21 protein-coding genes are annotated in these 21,038 nt (G+C 60.1%); 9 read left to right on the top strand and 12 right to left on the bottom strand.

Annotation, left to right across the window (positions count from 1 at the left end; translation table 11 throughout):
- Positions 1-16: 16 nt before the first annotated feature.
- Positions 17-463 carry a group I truncated hemoglobin gene (locus GJA_RS25385; RefSeq protein WP_038497968.1) on the bottom strand — a complete coding sequence of 149 codons (447 nt, stop codon included), beginning with the start codon at positions 461-463 and terminating at the stop codon, positions 17-19.
- Positions 464-477: 14 nt separating this feature from the next.
- Positions 478-900 carry a PaaI family thioesterase gene (locus GJA_RS25380; RefSeq protein WP_038501134.1) on the bottom strand — a complete coding sequence of 141 codons (423 nt, stop codon included), beginning with the start codon at positions 898-900 and terminating at the stop codon, positions 478-480.
- Here GJA_RS25380 and GJA_RS27930 point away from each other — a divergent pair.
- From GJA_RS27930 to GJA_RS25360, 5 genes are all read left to right on the top strand, one after another.
- Entirely contained in the window at positions 899-1,075 is a 177-nt protein-coding gene (locus GJA_RS27930; RefSeq protein ID WP_167541075.1) for a hypothetical protein, read from the top strand. The two genes, GJA_RS25380 and GJA_RS27930, sit on opposite strands and share 2 nt — an antisense overlap.
- Positions 1,076-1,215: 140 nt before the next feature.
- Complete coding sequence (locus GJA_RS25375) at positions 1,216-1,746, top strand: YbhB/YbcL family Raf kinase inhibitor-like protein (RefSeq protein WP_038497965.1); 531 nt, start codon at positions 1,216-1,218, stop codon at positions 1,744-1,746.
- Positions 1,736-2,548 (top strand): helix-turn-helix transcriptional regulator, encoded by an 813-nt coding sequence (locus tag GJA_RS25370; RefSeq protein WP_038497963.1) that lies wholly within the window; start codon positions 1,736-1,738, stop codon positions 2,546-2,548. The genes GJA_RS25375 and GJA_RS25370 overlap by 11 nt, the downstream gene beginning before the upstream one ends.
- A 99-nt stretch (positions 2,549-2,647) precedes the next feature.
- Positions 2,648-2,941, top strand: a complete 294-nt coding sequence (locus GJA_RS25365) for a hypothetical protein (RefSeq protein WP_038497960.1) — start codon at positions 2,648-2,650, stop codon at positions 2,939-2,941.
- A gap of 79 nt (positions 2,942-3,020) precedes the next feature.
- Positions 3,021-5,210 (top strand): TonB-dependent receptor, encoded by a 2,190-nt coding sequence (locus GJA_RS25360; protein WP_038497955.1) that lies wholly within the window; start codon positions 3,021-3,023, stop codon positions 5,208-5,210.
- Positions 5,211-5,271: 61 nt separating this feature from the next.
- On the opposite strand, the gene GJA_RS25355 is transcribed toward GJA_RS25360, so the two are convergent.
- Positions 5,272-5,793, bottom strand: coding sequence for a GNAT family N-acetyltransferase (locus GJA_RS25355; RefSeq protein WP_038497953.1), 522 nt, complete (start codon positions 5,791-5,793; stop codon positions 5,272-5,274).
- 77 nt (positions 5,794-5,870) lie between these two features.
- Between GJA_RS25355 and GJA_RS25350 the strand changes: the two genes are divergently transcribed.
- On the top strand, positions 5,871-6,425 hold the full coding sequence (locus GJA_RS25350; RefSeq protein ID WP_038497950.1) for a helix-turn-helix domain-containing protein: 555 nt from the start codon (positions 5,871-5,873) through the stop codon (positions 6,423-6,425).
- An 18-nt stretch (positions 6,426-6,443) separates the two neighbouring features.
- Here GJA_RS25350 and GJA_RS25345 read toward each other — a convergent pair whose 3' ends face one another.
- Positions 6,444-7,106 carry a uracil-DNA glycosylase gene (locus GJA_RS25345; RefSeq protein WP_038497948.1) on the bottom strand — a complete coding sequence of 221 codons (663 nt, stop codon included), beginning with the start codon at positions 7,104-7,106 and terminating at the stop codon, positions 6,444-6,446.
- 361 nt (positions 7,107-7,467) lie between these two features.
- On the opposite strand from GJA_RS25345, the gene GJA_RS25340 reads away from it, so the two are divergent.
- Positions 7,468-9,705 (top strand): ShET2/EspL2 family type III secretion system effector toxin, encoded by a 2,238-nt coding sequence (locus GJA_RS25340; RefSeq protein WP_081905572.1) that lies wholly within the window; start codon positions 7,468-7,470, stop codon positions 9,703-9,705.
- A 130-nt stretch (positions 9,706-9,835) separates the two neighbouring features.
- On the opposite strand, the gene lipA is transcribed toward GJA_RS25340, so the two are convergent.
- The 8 genes from lipA to GJA_RS25300 form a co-directional block, all read right to left on the bottom strand.
- Positions 9,836-10,864 (bottom strand): lipoyl synthase, encoded by a 1,029-nt coding sequence (gene lipA / locus GJA_RS25335; protein WP_038497942.1) that lies wholly within the window; start codon positions 10,862-10,864, stop codon positions 9,836-9,838.
- 22 nt (positions 10,865-10,886) lie between these two features.
- Positions 10,887-11,591 (bottom strand): lipoyl(octanoyl) transferase LipB, encoded by a 705-nt coding sequence (gene lipB / locus GJA_RS25330; protein ID WP_038497939.1) that lies wholly within the window; start codon positions 11,589-11,591, stop codon positions 10,887-10,889.
- Between the two features lie 112 nt (positions 11,592-11,703).
- Positions 11,704-11,979, bottom strand: a complete 276-nt coding sequence (locus GJA_RS25325; protein WP_038501132.1) for a DUF493 family protein — start codon at positions 11,977-11,979, stop codon at positions 11,704-11,706.
- A gap of 146 nt (positions 11,980-12,125) precedes the next feature.
- Positions 12,126-12,890: a hypothetical protein gene (locus tag GJA_RS25320; RefSeq protein ID WP_038497937.1), complete on the bottom strand. Its 765-nt coding sequence runs from the start codon at positions 12,888-12,890 to the stop codon at positions 12,126-12,128.
- 53 nt (positions 12,891-12,943) lie between these two features.
- Positions 12,944-13,735 carry a hypothetical protein gene (locus GJA_RS25315; protein ID WP_038497934.1) on the bottom strand — a complete coding sequence of 264 codons (792 nt, stop codon included), beginning with the start codon at positions 13,733-13,735 and terminating at the stop codon, positions 12,944-12,946.
- A 1-nt stretch (position 13,736) separates the two neighbouring features.
- Entirely contained in the window at positions 13,737-14,666 is a 930-nt protein-coding gene (locus tag GJA_RS26380) for a hypothetical protein (RefSeq protein ID WP_051781319.1), read from the bottom strand.
- A gap of 422 nt (positions 14,667-15,088) precedes the next feature.
- Positions 15,089-16,822 carry a DUF6600 domain-containing protein gene (locus GJA_RS25305; protein WP_051781318.1) on the bottom strand — a complete coding sequence of 578 codons (1,734 nt, stop codon included), beginning with the start codon at positions 16,820-16,822 and terminating at the stop codon, positions 15,089-15,091.
- Positions 16,823-16,934: 112 nt separating this feature from the next.
- The gene (locus GJA_RS25300; RefSeq protein ID WP_038497932.1) at positions 16,935-17,570 is read right to left on the bottom strand and encodes a LysE family transporter; all 636 of its coding nucleotides are present in this window, start codon (positions 17,568-17,570) and stop codon (positions 16,935-16,937) included.
- Positions 17,571-17,825: 255 nt separating this feature from the next.
- Here GJA_RS25300 and GJA_RS25295 point away from each other — a divergent pair, with 255 nt between their 5' ends.
- On the top strand, positions 17,826-18,773 hold the full coding sequence (locus tag GJA_RS25295) for a DUF808 domain-containing protein (RefSeq protein WP_038497929.1): 948 nt from the start codon (positions 17,826-17,828) through the stop codon (positions 18,771-18,773).
- 121 nt (positions 18,774-18,894) lie between these two features.
- Positions 18,895-21,003, top strand: coding sequence for an EAL domain-containing protein (locus GJA_RS25290; RefSeq protein ID WP_038497927.1), 2,109 nt, complete (start codon positions 18,895-18,897; stop codon positions 21,001-21,003).
- The last annotated feature ends 35 nt before the right edge of the window (positions 21,004-21,038 follow it).

Here is a 21,038-nt window from a genome sequence, read left to right as displayed (position 1 = left end):
ACCTGACCCGTGCCGCTCACTTGGTCACGATGGCGCGCTGCATCGGCGCCAGCTTGGCCAGCAATTTGTTTTGCACGCTCGATGGAATCTTGTGCTGTTCCATGGCCAGCTGCAAATCTTCGGTCAAGGCATTGAACTGGGCATTGGTGATTTTCAAGTCGATGTGCACGCTTTCCATGTCGCGCTCCTTGTATTTACCGGTGTAGGTGCACGGACCGCCGCTGAACTCACAAATCTGCTCGGCCAGCCGCTCGGCCAGCTGTTCCATGTCGAAATCGACAAAACTTTCCTTGATGCGCGGGTCCGACAAGATCAGCGGCATGAATGTCTTGACGATCTGGGCTATGCCTTCCTTGCCGCCCAGGCCGCGATAGGTCGAATCCTCGGTGTACGGCGTTTGCGCGCTGGCCAGCGCCGACGCCAGCAACAAGCCGGCCGCCATCATTTTGTGTGGTGTCTTCATCGCCGTTCTCCTGTTTATTGAGGGTACAAGATCATTTGCGTGCAGCGGAACAGGGCGATGGTCTTGCCGGTTGCCTGGTTCGACACCACCGCATCCCAGACCTGGGTGGTCTTGCCGAGGTGCGCCACTTTGGCGGTGCAGACGATCACGCCGTCGCGCGCCGTGCCCAGGTGGTTCGACTTCAATTCGATGGTGGTAAAGTTGCTGGCGCCTTCAGGCAGGTTGGCGATGCAGCCGTAACCGGAGGCGGTATCGGCCAGCGTCACCACGCTGCCGGCGTGCAAATAGCCGTTCGCCGCCAGCAAGTGCGGCTTGACGGCCAGTTCGGCGCTCACCTCGCCGTCGCCCACCGCGGTAATGACGATGCCCAAGTGGCCGGGCAAGCCGTCCTTGCTACGCAGGTTCAAGGATTCCAGGGTAATGTCGGGATTGTGCATGAGCGCCTTTACAATAACGATGGCCGCCAACGGCGGCATGGATCGGCGTTATTGTCCGCTAAAGCTTTTCACAACACAATCGGCCATCAAAAAAGGCCGGAGCAAGTTCACTGATCTTGATTTACAACAACTTCAGCGCGGCGCCAGACCTGCCTGCTCAACAAAGAAAAAGTAGGGATCACGCCCTAGCCGCTCAAAAATCGGGTAAATATACGGGTGGCCGAGCATTCCAGCACCATCAGCGAGCATTACGGCACACAGCGCGCTGATGAAAAAACCTACACTTTCTTCATACCTACTTCACAGGAGAAAGCCATGAAAAATATATTGATCGCCGGACTATTGTCGATTTTCCCGATTGCCAGCTTTGCAGCAGGTTTCACCGTCAGCAGTACCGACATGGCCGAGGGCCAGCCGCTCAGCCGCCATCAAGTCTTCAAGGGCTTTGGCTGCGACGGCGACAATATCGCGCCGCAACTGTCATGGAGCGGCGCGCCGGCCGGCACCAAGAGTTTCGCCGTCACCGCCTACGATCCGGACGCGCCGACCGGCAGCGGCTGGTGGCACTGGACGGTGGTCAACTTGCCAGCCAATACCAGTTCGCTGCCCAGCGGCGGCGTCTTGCCGGCCGGCGCGGTGCAAGGCCGTACCGACTATGGCCAGGCCGGCTTCGGCGGCGCCTGCCCGCCTACCGGCGACAAACCGCACCGCTACCAGTTCACGGTATGGGCGCTGGGCGTCGATCATTTGCCGCTCGATGGCGGCGCCGGCGGCGCGATGGTCGGCTACATGCTGAACGCCAATGTGCTGGGCAAGGCGCAACTTACCGCTACCTATGGCCGCTGAGCACGACATCCAGCCGCAACGCATAGCGACCGACACCGTCCAGGCGCGCCAGGTGCACTCCCTGAGCCGCGTGCCGGTGTTCATGCCCAGCCTGTGCCGCGTGCGGCATGGCGAAAAAGTATTGCAATGGGGCAAACACAGCATGCGCGCCGGCCCGCAACACTTGATACTGATGCCGGCCGGGTACGAATTCGGCGTCGTCAATCGCCCCAGCACACAAGGCTACCTGGCCGATGTGGTCAGTTTTCCGCCCGAGCTGGTGCGGGCTTTCCGGCTGCGCCACGGTGCGCTGCTCGAAGCACAACTGGCGGCGGCGCCGACGGCCAGCCTGTGCGTGCCGCTTGACCGCAAGCTGAACAATGCCTGGGCTTACCTTGCCGACAGCCTGGCGGCGCAAGAGCCCGTTGAAATCCAGACCCACCATGCCGAAGGCCTGCTGCTGGCCTTGAGCCTGGCCGGTCATGCCGGACCGCTGCTGGTCGACCGCAACGACCCGCTCGGCGCGCGTATCCAGCAACTGTTACTGTTCAACCCGGCGGCCGACTGGACTGTCGCCGGCGTCGCCAGCCGCTTGCACCTGGGTGCGTCGACGCTGCGCCGCCAGTTGGCGCTGGAAGGGCGCAGTTTTCGGATTATCCTGGAAGAAGTGCGCCTGGGTGTGGCTTTGCAACGCTTGCAAACCAGTAGTCGTCCGATCGGTGAAATCGCCGCCGATTGCGGTTATGCCTCGGCGTCGCGCTTCGCCGTGCGCTTCCGCCAGCACTATGGTTTATCGCCGCGCGCACTACGTTCCGCCATTTAATCGACGACAGATCAAACAATCTGGCCTGATTCTTGATATTATTCGGGAATGTCGATACGCCACTCACTTGCATATACACGCCCGGGCTTGAAAAAGCCGATGTCGGCGCACGCCTGGTGGCAACTGTATGTGACCTTGGTGGCGGCGATCAGCATGGTACTGCTGATGGCAACCGCCGCGACACACTTGCACAAGACCGCGCTGGCGGCCGAAGATTGTGCGCTGTGCTGCAACGTGATCGACAAGATTGCTGATTTGACCGTACCGCCTGCCGTCGCCATGACGGCGCCAGTACTGCTGCCTTACCGTTTGTTGACACTGGCGCCGCTGGCCCTGGTGTTCAGCAGCAACGTCATGTTGCCGCCTAGCTGCGGTCCGCCGGCCTCCGTCTAGTTTTCACGCCCGTTCCTATTTTTTATGGCCTGCCGCAACAGTACGGTAGTGCCTCGCGTTTACTATTCAGAGGTTCAAGATGCAACACACTCCACAGCTGAGCAAGCTTACGTTCGCCATTGCTAGCCTGTTCGCCGTTTCCGCCGCCTACGCCGATCCAGCCTCGGCTACCGCACCGACCGCCGACACCGTGGCGAATGCCGATAGCGCACCCGCACCCGACATGCAGCGCATCGAAGTCACCGCCGCCCATTTGAAGAGCGCACGCATCGACCTGTCGCCGAAAGTCGGCACCACGGTCTACAGCATCGATACGCATATGGTCAACATGCTGGGCCAGGGCGACAATACGCCATTCAATGAAGTGCTGTTGCGCCTGCCGGGCGTGGCGCAGGATTCCAAGGGTTCCGGCGCGCTGCATGTGCGCGACGACCATGGCAACGTGCAATACCGCATCAATGGCGTACAACTGCCGGAAAGCATCACCGGCTTCGGCCAGTCGATCGATACCCGCCTGATCGACCGCACCGATTTCATGACCGGCGCGCTGCCGGCCCAATTCGGCTTGCGCACCGCCGGCGTCATCGATATTGAAACCAAGGAAGGCGGCACCAAGCCGGGCGGCCGTGTCGGCGTCTTGGTCGGCAGTAATAACCACGTTGAACCGAGCGCCGAATTCTTCGGTAGCCAGGGCAACTTCAATTACTACCTGTCGGGCAGCTACCTGGGCGATTCGCTGGGCGTCGAAAATCCGCAAAACACCCGCAGCGCGATCCACGACAAGACCCGCCAGTCTAAATCGTTCGGCAACCTGTCGTATTTCCTGGATGACACGACCCGCCTCGGCTTGATGTTCGGCACCTACAATGGCCGTTTCCAGATTCCAAACAATCCCGACCAGGCGCCGGGCTTCTCGCTGGCCGGCAAGAGCGACGTCGCGGCGGGCACCAGCAGCCTGCCATCGTCGCAGCTCGATGAAAACCAGCGCGAAGTGAACCGCTTCCTGGTGTTGTCGCTGCAAAAAACCCTGGGCGACCTGAATTACCAGATTTCGGCTTTCCACCAATATTCCGAACTGCACTTCACGCCGGATGCGATCGGCGACCTGATCTACAACGGCGTCTCGACCGACTCGCGCCGCAGCAATACCGCCAGCGGCACCCAGCTCGATGTCAGCTACAAATTGAACCCGCAACACACGGTGCGCGGCGGTTTGGCGTACACCCGCCAAAAAACCACCAGCGACAACACGGTCAACGTATTCACCACCGGCGACGACGGCGCACAAAATTCGACCATTCCGACCACCATCGTCGACAACGGCGGCAAGACCGGCACCACCTCCAGCCTGTACCTGCAAGATGAATGGCATATCTCGGCGCCGCTGACGCTGAACTATGGCGTGCGTTTCGACAAGGTATCGGCCTACACCGACGAACAGCAATGGAGCCCGCGCCTGAACCTGGCTTACCAGCTGAGCCCGAGCACCGCGCTGCACGCCGGTTATTCGCGCTACTTCACGCCGCCGCCGCAAGAGCTGGCCGCGCAATCGAGTATCGACCTGTACGCCAACACCACCAACGCGCCGGAAGTGCCGAAATCCGACAACGTCAAGGCTGAGCGCACCCATTATTACGATATCGGCCTGAGCCACCAGGTCAATTCCAGGCTGACCCTGACCGCCGATGCGTATTACAAGAAAATCAGCAACTTGCTGGATGAAGGCCAGTTCGGCCAGGCGCTGATACTGAGCCCGTTCAACTATGCGGAAGGTTATGCCAAGGGCCTGGAACTGTCCGGTATCTATAGCGAGAAAAACTGGGGCGCCTTCCTCAACCTGACCGCGCAAAAGGCGCAGGGCCGCAACATCGTCTCCGGCCAGGCCCTGTTCGGTGTGGATGAGCTGGCCTACATCGCCACCCACGACATCTACCTCGACCATGACCAGACCTACACCGTCTCGGGTGGTGCGCATTACCACTTCGGCGATTCGCAAGTGAGTGCTGACTTCCTGTACGGCAGCGGCTTGCGCAAGACTCCGGACGGCGCTGCGCCGAACTCCGGCAGCTTGCCGCAGTACTTCACGGTCAACACCGCGCTGACCCACACCTGGAAAAATACGCCGCTGGGCAAGGTTGAAGGCCGTCTGGCACTGATCAACCTGTTCGACAAATCGTATCTGTTGCGCGACGGTTCCGGCGTTGGCGTCGGCGCCCCGCAATACGGCGCGCGCCGCAGCTTCTACGCCGGTCTGTCGACCAGCTTCTGATCTGAACAGCGACGCCAGGCGGGACTACCGAGCTCCCGCCTGGCAACTGCATAAGACAAGCTCAGCCGTCAATCGGATGCGACGGCGTGCTTAATATCAGTTGGTAAAAACCCAGATCCAGCCAGCGGCCGAATTTATAGGCCGCCTGGCGTATCGTCCCGGCATGTTCAAAGCCGTATTTTTCATGCAGGGCGATACTGCCTGTATTCGAAATATCGATGCCGCCTACCATCGTATGTACCTGGTTTTGCTGTGCAACGGTGATCAATTGCTCCAGCAATTTCCGGCCCAGCCCGGCCCCCCGGCTATCCTTGTGGATATAGATCGAATGTTCCACCGTGTATTTATAGGCCGGCCATGCGCGAAACGTGCCATAACTGGCAAAACCCAGCAGCTTGCCGTCGTCATCCTCGATACCGATCACCGGAAAACCCTGCTGGCGTTTCACCGCGAACCAGGCTGACATCGATTCGAACGGCCGTGGCTTGTAATCGTACAGCGCGGTCGAATGGACGATCGCATCGTTGAAAATATCCAGGATGGCCTGGGCGTGGCGTTCTTCCGTGCATTCAAGGAATTTCATCAATGACCTTCTGTTGGATAACAATGTCTCCTATAATAGACGCTGAGTATCCTAAAGTAAATAACAGAAAGGCTCCGATGTCGATCGATGCGCTGATTGCGACACGTTTATTATCTCTGCGACAAGCAAAAAACTACAGCCTTGCCGAGCTGGCCAAACTGTCTGGCGTCAGCAAGGCGATGATTTCAAAGATCGAGCGCAATGCCAGCAGTCCCAGCGCCGCCATCCTCGGCCGGCTGGCGGCCGGGCTCGGCGTATCGCTGGCAAAATTACTGGCCGAACAGGAGGCGCCGCCCGGCCGGCTCAGGAAACAGGTGCAACAGGATACCTGGCGCGACCCGCTGACCGGCTACCTGCGGCGTCAGCTGAGCCTGCGCGACCCGGCTACCGGCATTGAAATGATCGAAGTGGAATTGCCGCCGTCAGCCGATGTCAACTATCCGCCGTGGCATGGCGCGCCGTACCGCCAAAGGCTGTGGCTGCTGGAAGGGGCGTTGCGCATCACTTACGGCAGTGAGGTATTCGAACTGCAACGCGGCGACTACCTCGATTTCGGCGTCGACCGGCCGCTGGCATTCCATACCCTGGGCCAAGATACCTGCCGCTACCTGATTGTCAGCTCGGCCAGCTGAAAACCTGTCTCAGTGCACTCACGCCCAGATCACCGACGTCTTGCCCTTTGAAACCAGATAATCATTAGCCCTGGAAAACGGTTTGCTGCCGAAGAAGCCCTTGTGCGCTGAAAAAGGCGACGGGTGCGGCGACGTCAGCACCAAATGCTTGCGGGCGTCGATGAACGCTTTTTTCGAGATCGCGTAACTGCCCCACAGGATGAACACCAGGTTGTCGCGTTCGTCCGACAAATGCTTGATGGCGCTGTCGGTAAAGTTTTCCCACCCCTTGCCGGCATGCGAACCGGCGGTCCGGGCACGCACCGTTAGCACGCTGTTGAGCAGGAACACGCCCTGTTCGGCCCAGTCCGACAAATCCGTCTGCGTGCGGCGGACGCCGATGTCTTGTTCGAGCTCCTGGAAGATATTTTGCAGGCTCGGTTGCGGCCGATTTCCATCTGGCACGGAGAAGCAGAAACCCATCGCCGCGCCGGGCGTGTGGTACGGGTCTTGTCCCAGTATCACCACTTTGACATCGTCGAACGGCGTCAGGTCGAAGGCGCGGAAGATGTTCTTACCGGCCGGGAAACACGGCCCGGCCGCGTATTCGGCCTTGACGAAGGCGGTTAGCGTGTCCCAATAGGGCAGGTCGAATTCGGCTTGCAGGTGTTCTTTCCAGGAGGCTTCGATGCGGACGGTCATGATGGCGTAAGTTGAATGATGATGATCGGAATGTGCTTTTAAGGCGGGTATCAAGTTTGCACCAAAGTATAGCCGCATGTTTGAGGTTGATCACATGTCCGTGACGCGCCGGACGTTCACAAGCCACACATCAAAAGTTGGAACTTTGTATTTCTGAACAGTCACTTAATCAGTATGACAGGTGGCTCTTGCAAAATGCCTGTCACTCATGCCCGGTCACTTGAAACCTATCTCGCTAGAAAGTTGTCGGCGGACTGTCCATACCTTATCAGATAGAGCCACAGCAAGTTCCCGCCATTTGATCCCATTTTAGTTTAGCTACATTCAGAACATCACCTTTTCCATTCTTCAATATTCGACTATGCCTGTTCATGCAAGATTACCGCCACCCGTCTCGTCCCATGCAGCCAACCATGCCATTACTCACACGACAGAAGCGTTCATTCGGGAAAAATTAAAGAAACCAAATATTAATTCTCAAGAGTTATCTGAACTGCTTGAGCAAGCCTGTAGTCAACAAGCATTACACTCCATCAAGACGAAAATCATGAATCACCGTGTTTTTGATCCACAATTCGTCAGTACCGATGGAAAAACAATGCTTGATATCGCAATTATTCATGACGACGTCGCCAGCGCAAAAGAAATAATTACCAAAGGAGCAAATCCCTATAAAACAGTTGCATGCCATAGCAGTAAAGACATGAAAGATCTACTGGTGCGGGAGCGGCGTAGGAAAGACCTCTATCCAGATACAAAAGTCTCTGCCAGCGAAACATCGCTAGATAAACTTTTACGCGGCAGACAATTCGATGCGGCACAGAAAGAACTAAACCATTTCATTGGCACCAAAAATATTCAGGAAGTATGGGCGGAACTCGTGTTAACGGAATCACCAAAGAATGTTGCCTATCTGCGCGCATTTCTTATTTTACAAAAACCTGATCAGGACCGACGATTCCGCTTGCTGGAGAAAAAAAACAACATCAAGAATCCACAGATTTGCAAAGTAATGAAAACCGTGCCCTACTACTCCCCGAGGCGGGGACGACCCAAGCAATTAAACCTTCAAGCTACCTTCATTGGCAGTGAAGAAAGCATTGTGTGCAGGCATCTCTCTACCCATAAGCTCATTGCCAGCCGTCAAGCATGGCGGCCATTTAAATTCCCATATGAGCAATATCAAAGCATTCAAAGTATTTCCGACCACGTCAAACCGGAGATCGAAGTCATTCGCACAAATCTGATTAATACGGTAGAAGAGGCGTATCTGGTAAAAAACCAGGACTTCGGCAAGTTTTTATTTCATCAATTCGAAAAAATGGAATCAACGGGAGAAAGTGAAAAACAAATCTTGATAGATTCGATTATCCATGAAATGAATTTGAGTCTAACCGTCAAAACCAGAGATGGTGGTAAAGTTTATGTCGCAAGATTCAGCGATCCAAATGCAACCACGACGCATGCGCGTAGTGCCGTTGTTAGCTCTAAATCGTTTGAAACCATGGAAATTACATCATTTATTGAAGAAGATGAAGATTGGTATTACCCGGAAGGGCCCAATAAAATGTCGGCAATGTTTGTTATTTCGCCCGAGGATCCGATCGAAAATAAGAAGCACCATCCGGCAAAAGTTAATCGGACGTTGAGCGACATTATTGGAATTGGCAAAATGGAAGCGACTGCGATGCATCATTTCTTGAGTTACGGATTTTCCGGCAATATCAGACAATTGCATGAAGAAATAAATAAATCGGCCTGGTCTGCTCAGGAATGGATGAGTTTTCTTTCAGCGAAGTCCGCCAGTGGATTTCCAGGACTTTATAGTGCTTTCCAAAACGGACATGCAGACGCCATCATGGCGTTCGGCGAACTGCTTACGCATCTTCATCAAAAAAAGCTTTCTGGCGAGGATATCATCACGCTGCTTGAAGGCAAAATGGAGGGATCACCGGCATTCTTTCTGGGCTACCAGATGAATCATCCCGAGACCATCAAGGTAATCGCGACACTGCTGCAAGGCATTCCTGAAGAGCGTCGCACGCCGTTGCTCATTGCACGCGATCCCTATGAAGAAGGCGCTCCTCCTGCGCTGCACTATGCTGCGGAAAAAGGACACGCCGATAGTATCCGTGCAACAGTAAACTTGCTTGAACTGATACCGATCAAGGATCGTGCTGGTCTGGTGGCCGCTGAAAATGAGGCCGGAATTCCGGGACTCTGCAAGGCTCTGGAAAACGGGCACGCTGATACGGTCAAGGCATTTGACGAGTTTAAATCGTTTCTGCCGAAAGAAGACTGGGCGCGGGCCTTGGTAACGGAACACCACGGTAAAGCATTGCTGAGTACTTTAAAAAACGAAAATGTGAACGCCCGGCACGTACAAGCGGCACAAGAGTATCTCGACATTATCCGCAGTTTGCTACCTGAAATGCCCCTCAAGAAGCGCGAAGAATTACTTGAAAGCATGAAGAGCACCTTCAAGGATGGCAATTATGACAAACCCATTCCTGTTAACAAACACGCTGCTCAATATCAGCTAAGCATGAAAAAAATTCTGAAGGAATATGTCAGCATGTTAAGTGCTGGAGGCGATTAATTCCCGGCACAGTGGTAGTCGCGGGCAGAAGTAAAACCAAAGAATCGCTGTGAAAGCTGCTGCCGAGCACCCCTGATGGGTGCTCGGGCTGTCACCGCCGCAGCCGCGAAAGATCCATACTACCGGGAATTTAAGCGTTCAGCGCCGATTCCACGCCGGCGCCATGCGCCTGCACGTCCGCGTGGTAAGAGCTGCGCACCATCGCGCCGACGGCCGCGTGGGTGAAGCCCATCTTGTACGCTTCTTCTTCGAACATCTTGAACACGTCCGGGTGCACGTAGCGGCGCACCGGCAAATGCGAGTTCGACGGCGCCAGGTACTGGCCGATGGTCAGCATCTCGACATTGTGGGCACGCATGTCGCGCATCACTTCGAGGATTTCCTCGTCGGTTTCGCCCAGGCCGACCATCAGGCCGGACTTGGTCACCGCTTGCGGGTACAGTTCCTTGAAGTCGCGCAGCAATTCCAGCGAGTGCTTGTAATCGGCGCCCGGACGCGCTTCCTTGTACAGGCGCGGCACGGTTTCCAGGTTATGGTTCATCACGTCCGGCAAGCCATCCTTGAAGATCGCCAGCGCTTTCGCCAGGCGACCGCGGAAGTCCGGCACCAGCACTTCGATGCGGGTGCGTGGCGACAGCGCGCGGGTTTTCTGGATGCACTCGACGAAATGGCCGGCGCCGCCGTCGCGCAAGTCGTCGCGGTCGACCGAGGTGATCACCACGTAGTTCAGGCGCAACTGGGCGATGGTTTTCGACAGATTCGCCGGTTCGTCCTGGTCCAGCGGGTCGGGACGGCCATGGCCGACGTCGCAGAACGGGCAGCGGCGGGTGCATTTGTCGCCCATGATCATGAAGGTCGCGGTGCCTTTGCCGAAGCATTCGCCGATATTCGGGCAGCTCGCTTCTTCGCACACGGTAACCAGCTTGTTTTCGCGCAGCACGTCCTTGATTTCATAAAAACGGGTCGACGCCGACGCCGCCTTGACGCGGATCCAGTCCGGCTTTTTCAGGCGCTCGATCTGTTCGATCGGCACGATCTTGATCGGGATGCGCGCGGTCTTGCTGGCGCCTTTTTGCTTGTCGCTCGGGTTATAGGCCGGAGCGGGGGCGGGCGCCGCCGGAGCGACGGGGACGGTGCTGGAAATGGTTTCAGAAGTCATGGTCTGCGTGGCCCAAACGGGCTTAGTTTAATTTGTTCGGTTGATCCGCAGCGGCCGCGCCGCCCGCATCGAGTACTACGGTCAGTTCGCGCGCCAGCGCCTGCTGCACGTCGGCCAGCGCCGCATCGGCGCCCATGCTGCGCATGTCGACCGTTTTCAGCCCGGCATAGCCACACGGGTTAATCCATGAAAACGGCGCCAGGTCCATCGCCACATTCAACGACAAGCCATGGTAGGTGCAGCCGTTGCCGCGCACTTTCAAGCCCAGCGCGGCGATTTTCGCGCCTTGCTCCGGACCGCCGGCGATGTAGATGCCGGGCGCGCCTTCGATGCGCTCGCCAGCCAGATTATACGCCGCCAGCACGTTGATGATCGCTTGTTCTATTTTATGCACGAATTGGCGGGCATACAGCTTGCCGCCCGGCTTGTTGCGGCGCAAGTCCATCAACAGGTAAATCACCACCTGGCCGGGGCCGTGGAAGGTCACTTCGCCGCCGCGGTCGGTCTGGACCACGGGAATCGCGTCGGCAGCCCCGGCTCCGCCCAGCAGGTGGCCGCGGTCGGCCGCCAGCCCCAGCGTAAATACCGGTGGATGTTCGACGATCCAGAGTTCGTCGCGGGTCGCGGGCGTGCGCGCGTCGGTGAAGGCGCGCATCGCGGCAAAGGTCGGTTCGTATTCGGCGCGACCGAGATCGCGGATCAGCGCCGTTTCGGCGTTTGTGGACATGGGCACTCAATCTTGGCTGGTTTCTGGCGAAACCGTAACAGCATCATTATAAGCCAGGCCCGGTTTTCGTTCAGGCCGGCTGATGCCGCCGCCAGCGGCGGCACGCCGTTTTTTACATGACGATCTTGACCATCGGATGGGCCGACAGCGCGCTGTACAGCGCATCGAGCTGCTCGCGGCTGGTGGCGCGCACCATCACCGTCAAGCCGGTGTAATTGCCTTTCGCCGAAGGACGCTCTTCGAGACGGCCTGGATGGAAGGTCGGATCGAAGCCCAACACCACTTCGACGATGGTTGGCGCGAAGTCGATGTGCGTCGGTCCCATGACCTTGATCGGAAAATCGCTCGGATACTCGATCAAGGATTCGCTGCGTGGGATATCTGCCATGTTCATTCCAATCAAATGCTAATAAGTGTTCGCCATATTAAAAAACCAGTCAAAATGGCATGTATCCGCCATTTCGACTGGTATTGTAGCCAAAATTACGCCACGACTACTGATACGGCGTAAAGTACAGTCCCGGCGGCGGGTGCTTATGCGCCGCTTTTGCCCGACAAACGTTGCAGGCGCTGCAACGCGGTTTCCGCGCCCTGGTCGCCCTGGCTGACCGATTTGCGGATCGCGTCGATTTGCGCCGCCTGGTCGATCGGCCGCTGGCCGATGTCGGCCACGATCTTCATGCCCGCCGCTTCGTTGCTGACCGTTTGCGCACGCCGCGTCAACGCCGCCAGCGCGCTGGAATTGCCTTGCAAGCCTTGCAGGCCGGCCAGCTGGCTTTGACGCTCGGAACGCAGCGCCTGCAAATCCTTTTGCGCCTGGGCGGCCGCCAGCGCTTGCAGCGCTTTCCTGGCGGCGGCGTCGAAATCGGCCAGTTGCCGCGACAGCGCATCGACGATCTTTTGCAGCTCGTCCATGTAGGAGCGGGCGTCTTCCTCTTCCTGGATTTCCTGCGGCAGGCGGGCCTTGTTCGCTTCCAGCTCATCGCAGAACAGCGTCACGGTGGCTTCCGAAATCTTGCCGGCGGCCAGGCGCTCGGCCAGCGTCGCGGTGGCCTTTTCATCGGTATCGATCAAATTGCGCAGCTTGACCACGTCGGCGTGCTCCTTGTCGAACGAGGCGCGCGCGGCAGCCAGTTTTTGCGCGGTCGCGCGCAAGGTGTCGGCCAGGCGGTCGCGGTCGGCTTCGGTCGCCGTTTCCGGGTCAAAATTGGCAATCGCCTCCGACACGCGGTCGCCCAGCACGCCGAAGTGTTTTGAAATCAAACGCGCCGTCAATCCCCAGCCATTCACATTACCCATCTTGTATTCCTCTCGTTGAAATGAAAACCCGCACTGCCTCATCCCGCAGCGCGCTACTGGATCGCCAGCCGCTCCCGCTCGACCGGGATGCCGATGACGAAATCGACATGGATGCCGCGCCGCGACGCATCGCCGTCGACGCTGCCGATGATCTCGGTGGTGATCAGCAAATACTCCGGCGTGCCATCGGCCAGGTCGCGCACATACGGCATGAAATACATTTCCTGCTTCAAGCCCCGCGCTCCGGTCGGATCGTCGATGCGCACTTCGGTGCCGCTGAACGGCGCCACGAATTCGCTGTCATGGTCGCCGGCGTCGCGCCAGTAATCGAGCCGGTCGCCGGTGCCGAACACCAGGTCCAGGTCGGCGTCATCGAGGCCGATATCGCCCAGCTGCTCGCGCCACAGCGTATAAGTCTTGTCGCCCAGGCCGTAGCCGGAAACGCCGGTGTACGCGTCCTGGTCTTCGGCGGTTTCCGGCACCACCCGCGCCAGCTGGGTGCAATACATGATCTCGGCGATCTCGCCCTGGTCATCGCGGAACACTTGCAAGAATTTTTCCTTGGCGTCCAGGTCGCCCTTGGCCAGGTAATAGCGGTACAGGCCGCCCGTCATGTTCAGCTTGATCTGCGACACCGCCAGCACCCGCGTATCGGCGCCATTCGCGCCCGGCATCGCGATCAGCGAACCGCTGCTGTTGGCGCGGATCAGCGGCGATTGCTGCAAAGTGACGACGCTGCCGATGCGCGCACCCAGCGGCAAGCCGTCGTCTTCACGCTGACCGCCGTCCACGCCATGCTTGCCTGCCATGCCGCGCATATAGTTGAAGGCATCTTTCCACCCCATGTCAGTCCCTGTCAAAAGAATAATGTGCGGTACGCCGCGGCCGGTTCTTGAACAGCGCCTTGCAGGCGCGATATGCACGGTACAGCAGCCAGCCGATAAAAACCAGCATCGCCAGCCAGATCAGGCCGGCAATGATCGCCGCCGCGGTCGATATTTCTGGACGCTTGGCCGCCGCCGGCGCGGTAGCCGAAGCGGTCGCCGGGGCCTGATCGACGCCGACCGGATTCGGCACCGTGACCGGCGCATTGGCGCCGCCGCCATTGTCAGTATGCGTGGTGACGGCCGGCGCCGCATGGCTGTTGCCGCCACTGGCCATGCGGCCCAGCACGTAGCCGGCCGCCACATTGCCTAGGCCGCTGCCTTGCCGCTGCACCACTACCGGCGCGGGCTGCGGCTGGTTGTAAGGCTGGTTGTAAGGCTGGGTATAGGGCTGAGGCTGAGGCTGAGGCTGAGGCTGAGGCTGCGGGCGGTAGGCATCGGCCGGCGGCGCGAATGGCGCCGGCGCATTCGCCGCGGCGCGGCGCTGCTCCAGCGTGCGCAGCGCGTTGCTGTCGGCCCTTTTCTGGTCCAGGTCGCGCGACAGCGCCGAACGGGAACGCGATGGCGCCGTATCGTCCGCCGCGGCGCGCTGGCCGAAGGAACCGAAACCGCCAGAGGAACGGCTGGGCGCGCGGCTGTCGCCGGACGTATTCGAGGACGCCGGGCTGTCCTGGCGGCGCGAACTGAACGAGCCGAACGACGATGACGGCGGCCTGGATGCGCCATTGCTACTGCTCCTGGCCGGACTCGGGCTGCTCTTTTGCGATGAAAATCCGCTCTTGAACGACGTCGACTTGCTGCCGCCACTCTTCGATGGGTGCGAGTCGGCCACGGATTGGCCCGCCAGCGCTAGCAACGAGACGGCAATCAAGGCAATCTGAAATGGCTTCATGCGTAGTCTTTTGAGATAAAGAGGAGTGACAAAGTGCCATGCCGGCATGGTGATTGACGCCGGCTAGCGCGCTGCATTATCCCTCGTTTGTAGAGATATAAGCAATTTTGCTAGCCTGAGCAGGCCGCCCGGCAGGTTCGCCGCACGGGAATAGGACGCCGCGGCAAAAAAAAACCAGCCGCGAACGGCTGGCGAAAAACTATTTCTATTGTCCAGAAATAGCCCGGGTAAATGGGTACGGCTGAAAGCGGCGCTGCGCGGCTGGCGTCGGCCCGCGTTGCTTTTCAGTATCGCCACTGTATAAAAACCGCTCCCAAAGTACCAAGGCTATGTGATGAACTGCCGCTTTTGCGGCATGAACTACGCAAAACCGGGGCCAGGCGGTAAAGCCGGGCCCGGATTCCTGCGTTCCCGAGTGAAAACTAGCGCAACATTTCGGCATTGTTGCCGCGACGCGGCCCATTACCCTCGCCACGATCACCGCGCTCGCGCCGGCCATCTTCCCGGCGCGGCGGCTGCGGTTGTTGCTGCGGTTGCGGCGGCGGACTGGCCTGCGACGGTTGCGCCGGCACCACCACTACCGCCGGTGCGCGCGGCATGATCACCGGCGGCAGCGCCGGCATCGAACCGGTTTCAATCCGGCCGTCGCGGCGGCGCGGATACTCCTGGCGCTCGCGCTCCTGCCATGCGCGCTGCTCGCGCTGTTGCTGATACAGCCTCTGCTCGCGCCAGTGCTCACGCTCCAGATCGGGCGCCGCGCGCGGCAGCGCCGGCATTGCCGGAATTGCCGGCAGCGGCGGCGTAGCCGGCAGCGCCGGGATCGGCGGCCGGCCCGGGCTGTCGGTGGCCAGCGTCTGCGCCGCACGGCGCGGCCAGTCGCGCGCCTGGTTCCAGTCCGGACGGCGCGGCGCCTCATCGCCATTCGGCCGCTGCCAGTTGCCCGGCTGCGGCGCGGCAGGCAACGGCGCCAGCGGCACATGATGAATTTGCGCCGGCGGCAGCGTCGCCGGCGTGTTGCTGCCGACCTGCACCGTGCGGCGCTGGCCGAACTGGTCTTGCGGCAGCACGATCAAACCGTCGCGCCGCTCGCGCTGCCCGCCATTGCCGGTCCAGCGGCCATCGCTATTGATGCGCCGCTGGTAATCGGCCGACACGCGGTAGCCTGGCACATAACGCTCGCGCGGCGACAGCGGGAACCAGCCGACCGACGGGCCATGCCCGCCATGCGGATTGCCGCCGACCCAGCCGACCAGCGCCGGCGCCCATACCGGGCGCTGGCGACCGCGCCCCGGCGACCACCACCAGCGCTGGCCGACCATCACCCAGCGCCCGTAATGGAACGGCGCATAACCCCACGGCGCATTGTCGACCCAGGTCCAGCCCCACGGCGCGACCCAGGTCCAGCGGCCATCGCTGTACGGCGCCCAGCCGGCCGGCAGGGAACGCGGCAACCACAACGGGCCATAATCGGCGTCGTTTTGCCAACTGCCGTAACGGTCCAATTCTTCATAGCCGGTGGTATCTTCGCTGACGTAGCTCAGCGCCGGCGCGCCGGCCAGCGCCAGTTCCGGCCAATTGTCGAAGGCGTCGCGCTGCAGCAGGCCGATGCGGACATCGTCGTCAGTCAGTTCGACGCGCTTGCCGGCCCGTACCGTCAGCGTGTCGCCCGGCCCGTCGATCTCGGCCACGCCTTCCAGCACCCCCAGCACGGTGGTGCCGAGCGGCCGGTCGGCGTCGATGCGCACCCAGCCCGGCTGCTGCAGGCGTATGCGCGCCTGCGGCGTGTCCAGCGCGAAGCCGGGCAGCGCTTGCGGATTGCGCAAGCGCACGCTGGCGCTGCCGTGCAGCAGGCGCAATTTGAAATGATCGTCGTCGAGCTGGCTCACTTCCAGTTCGGCGTCGCCGGACAGGCGCACGGCGCTGGAGCCGAGCCGGAATTCGGCGCCGCCGCCGCGCATGGTGCTGATCCGGTTGCCGGTGGTCAGCGGCCAGTTCAGCAAGCCGCTGTCGATGTATTCGCCCTCGGTGGTTTGCAGCACCACCAGGCCATCGGTGGCCGAGATGCGGCCGACCCGCGCCGGCGGATCAGCCAGCGCCAGCGAGGTAATCGAGGCCAGTAGCAGCGTGGCCAGCGCATTGAGCAGGGTGGGACGCATGAGCGCACTCCAGGTGGCGACGGACGAGTGTCGGATAATCCATTAGAACGCAGCCCATGCCGATATGACAATCAGGGTTACAAATGTTTGCACATGCGGCTTGCCCCCGCGCTCAGGCCTGGGCCCCGCGCTTGACGAAGAACAGCGCCGCGCCGACCGCCATCAGCATGCCGCCAAAAAAACGGTTCTGTTTTTTCACCGCCCGCGCATCGCGGAAAAACCGCTGCATCATCGACGCCAGGAAAGCGTAGCTATGCATCACCATCAGGTCGATGGTACACATGGTAACCGCCAGTATCACCAGTTGCGGCAGCAGCGGCGCGCCGTGGGTAATGAATTGCGGCAGCACCGCGACCATGAAGATGATGCCTTTCGGATTGGTCGCATTGGTCAGGAAACCGGTCAGCACGCGCTTGCGCACCGACGGCAACTCGGTCTGGACTTGCATCGTCGAAACCGCTTCGGCCCTGGCGCGCCATTGGCTCAAGCCGAGGTAGATCAGGTACAGCGCGCCGACCGTCTTGACGATGTTGAAGGCGATTTCAGACGCCAGCAGCAGCGAACCGACACCGGCGCCGGCGATAATGAGTATCAGGATCAAGCCCGCCTGCAAGCCGAGGATGGTGGCGCTGGTTTTCTTGACGCCGTACGACAGGCCGTGCGACATCGACAGGATCGCGCCCGAGCCGGGCGAGACGGCGATGATGCTGGCGGCGATGACAAAGGTGATCCAGGTGGCGAAGCTCATGCTGTTTCTATCTCAAAAAAGTTGTCTAAGGGAACGATTCTACAGCAGTCCCGGTGCGCCGTTTGGAGCGCCGCTGGGGTAATATCGTGGCTATATTTTCTAACTAACAATAAAAGCATTGGGCAGTATCTGTCGTGCATCGTTATACCTGCCAGTCATTAAAATTTTATTAGCCCCCTGTCCCGGAAAAAACCATGAAAAATATGCCGCTGCCCCCGATCATCGTCCACCCAGCCCGGCCGGGAGCGGCCTGACATGGCCGGCACCAGCCTGTTCGCGCTGCTCGACGACATCGCCAGCATCCTCGACGACGTGGCCCTGATGAGCAAGGTGGCGGCCAAGAAGACCGCCGGCGTGCTGGGCGACGACCTGGCGCTGAACGCCCAGCAAGTGTCCGGCGTGCGCGCCGAGCGCGAATTGCCGGTGGTCTGGGCGGTCGGCCTCGGTTCGCTGAAAAACAAGGCCATCCTGGTGCCGGCCGCGCTGGCCATCAGCGCCTTTGCGCCCTGGGCCATCACGCCGCTGCTGATGCTGGGCGGCGCCTACCTGTGCTACGAGGGTTTTGAAAAACTGGCGCACCGATACCTGCATGGTCCCGAGCAGGCCAGCGCCCACCGCGCGCAGCTGGCGCACGCCGTCAGCGATCCCGCGGTCGACCTGGTGGCGCTGGAAAAGGACAAGATCAAGGGCGCGATCCGCACCGACTTCATCCTGTCGGCGGAAATCATCGTGATCGCGCTGGGCACGGTGGCGGTCGCGCCGTTCGGCCAGCAGGTGGCGGTGGTGGCCGGCATCGCGCTGCTGATGACCATCGGCGTGTACGGCCTGGTGGCCGGCATCGTCAAGCTGGACGACGCCGGCCTGTACCTGAGCCAGCGGCGCGGCCCCGGTGCGCTGATGGACTTGCTGCGCGGCTTCGGCCACGGCTTGCTGACGGCGGCGCCGAAACTGATGAAGGCGCTGTCGGTGATCGGCACGGTCGCCATGTTCATGGTCGGCGGCGGTATTCTGACCCACGGCTGGCCGCTGGCGGCCGGCTGGCTGCACCAGGCCGAACACGCGGCCGGCCCGCTGCTGGGGGCGATCGTGCCCAGCCTGCTCAATGCAGTGGCCGGCGTGGCCGCCGGGGCACTGGTGCTGGCCGTAGTCGCTGGCGCAAGTCGTTTGTGGCGCGCACTGACAGCGTCGTCGCCGCCGAAATAAACCGCCATCGGCATCCAGTCGCCAGGAACCGAAGCCCGTCTTTTTCGTCTAATAGGTAAATCAAAGCAAAAATTGCATTTTTGATTCTTTAACTTATTTTTAACCGAATCAGGTGAAACGGATGGGCGACTTGCAAAAACGCCTGCGCTTGGCGATGGACGCCGCGCAGATGGCGATCTGGGATTCGCGTATCGTGGACGGCAGCATCATCAAGGGCTCGGTCACCTGGTCGCCGCGCGGCGCCGCGCTGCTGGGCCTGGAAGACCAGCCGCTGACCCATTCCTTCCGCGCCTTCCTGGCCTTCGTGCATCCGGAAGACCGCGACCGGGTGGTGCAAACATTGCAGGATGGCGTAGAGCGGCGCGACGGCTACGGCCTGGAATACCGGGTGCTGTGGCAAGACGGCAGCGAACACTGGCTGGCCGCCAAGGCGCAGGTGTTTTGCAAGCGCGACGGCACGCCGCAACGCACGCTGGGCATCATCTGGGACATCACCGAACGGATGCAAAAGGAAATCCTGATCGCCGAGCGCAAGGAACTGGCGGAAGTGACCCTAAGTTCCATCGGCGACGGCGTGATCACCACCGACCGGCATGGCAAGACCCGCTACCTGAACCGCATCGCCGAACAATTGACCGGCTGGAGCAACAAACTGGCGCATGGCGTCGATATCCGGCAAACCCTGAAACTGGTCGATGAAATTACCGCCCAGCCGATGGAACATGTCGCCATCAAATGCCTGCAGCAGCGCCAGGCGATCGCAGGGTCGTCGCACGCCCAGCTGATCACCCGCGAAGGGCGCAGCCTCGCAGTCGAGGATTCGGCCGCGCCGATCTGGTCGCGCGACGGCGACATCCTCGGCGCGGTGGTGGTGTTCCACGATGTCAGCCATGAACGCAAGCTGAGCCAGCAATTGTCATGGCAAGCCACCCACGACACCCTGACCGGCTTGATCAACCGGCGCGAATTCGAGCAGCAAATCGCGATGGCCTTGCGCTCGTCGAAACAGGAAGGCCATGTACACGCCTTGCTGTACATGGACCTGGACCAGTTCAAGATCATCAACGATACCTGCGGCCACGGCGCCGGCGACGTACTGCTGCAATTGCTGTCGAAAATGCTGCAAACCGATATGCGCAACAGCGACATCCTGGCGCGCCTGGGCGGCGACGAGCTGGGCGTATTGCTGCCGCATTGCCCGCCCGACCAGGCGCGGCTGATCGGCAACCAGATCCGCCAGTCGGTCAAGGATTTCCGCTTTGTATGGGATGCGCGCAGCTTCGAGCTGGGCGTCAGCATCGGCATGGTCGAAATCAACCAAGACAGCAAGTCGATGAGCGAATTGCTGGTCGCCGCCGACCAGGCGTGCTACCTGGCCAAGGAACAGGGCCGCAACCGCATCCATGTGTACCAGGAATCCGACCTGATGCTGACCCAGCGCCACGGCGAAATGATGTGGGTGTCGCGCCTCAACGACGCGTTCGAGCGCCAGGCGTTCCGGCTGTATGCGATGCCGATCGTGCATTTGCGCGAAACCCGGGAAAACCACGACGAAGTCCTGGTGCGCATCCTCGGCAACAAGGGCGACCTGATCTTGCCGGGCGCCTTCATTCCAGCCGCCGAACGCTACGACATGATGATTTCGATCGACCGCTGGGTCATCCAGGCGGTCTGCCATCACATCAAGAGCGTGCGCGACAGCCTGGCGCCGATCGACGCGCTGCAGGACAGCTGGCGCCGTAAGCCGGCGCTGTATTCGATCAACCTGTCCGGCATGTCGCTGGCCGACACCGGCTTGCAAGACTACATCACCGAACAATTCGTCCAGTATGAAATCGCGCCGGAACAGATCTGCTTTGAAATCACCGAAACCGCGGTGATCGCCAATTTGCCGAAGGCGCAAATCTTCATGGGCCGCCTGAAAGCGATGGGCTGCCGTTTTTCGCTGGACGATTTCGGCAGCGGCTTTTCGTCGTTCGGCTATTTGAAGGCGCTGCCGGTCGACTACCTGAAAATCGACGGCGTCTTTGTGCGCGACATCGCCAACAACAACATCAACCGCGCGATGGTCAAGGCCATCAATGAAGTCGGCCACGTGATGGGCATCCAGACCGTCGCCGAATACGTCGAAGACGCGGAAACGCTGGAAGTGGTGCGCGAACTGGGCGTCGATTATGCGCAGGGCTATGCGGTGGGTAATTTGCGCCCGCTCAGTCCGGGTATCGACTGACAAAACCGGCCCTGGCCAGCTTGCCGGCCCTTCCA

Origin of the sequence: Janthinobacterium agaricidamnosum NBRC 102515 = DSM 9628 (assembly GCF_000723165.1) — a bacterium.
Classification (GTDB): Bacteria; Pseudomonadota; Gammaproteobacteria; order Burkholderiales; family Burkholderiaceae_D; genus Janthinobacterium; species Janthinobacterium agaricidamnosum.
This window is presented reverse-complemented; position numbering and strand designations above follow the sequence as displayed.